This window comes from Vibrio sp. Y176, from assembly GCF_033438945.1.
On record NZ_JAWOQS010001042.1, the window covers coordinates 1 to 544 of the forward strand.

The 544-nt window shown below is 51.7% G+C and carries 1 protein-coding gene; it reads left to right on the forward strand.

The features are described 5' to 3' along the window. Positions 1–544: helicase-related protein (locus tag R7O13_RS30100; protein WP_318305621.1), on the forward strand; the 544-nt coding region annotated here is incomplete at both ends.

The following is a 544-nucleotide window of genomic DNA, read 5'->3' on the forward strand; positions in this document are numbered from 1 at the left end:
AAAGAGATCACTCAGTGCGCGCAGATGTTACAGCACTTGGATGATGTGCTTGTGGTGAAGCTTCATGCCTCGGTCAGTGATGAAGAGCGACATCGAGCTTTAACTGTTCAAGCGCAGCGCAAAGTGGTGCTGGCAACCAATGTCGCGGAAACGTCGCTTACCATTCCTAACATCCGCGTTGTGATTGATAGCGGTTTGGAGCGAAGAACGGTTCAGCGCAACGGACGTACTGCTCTCACATTAACCAACATTTCAAAAGCTAGTGCAGCACAGCGAATGGGGCGTGCAGGGCGCGTAGCAGAAGGCACTTGTATCCGTTTATTTGGCGAACATGCTCCATTAGAGCTGGTCACGCCACCGGAGTTGCATCGTGAAGAGCTGGTAGAGCCCATGCTTGCGGCGGCGTGTTGTGGCTATCGTTTATCTGAGCTGCACTTTCTTGATGCGGTTCCTGAAAAGTCATTGAACGCCGCACTTCTGTGTTTGCAAGCGATGGGTGCATTAGACGACAACGGTGACGTAACAGAGCACGGCAAAAAAGTCT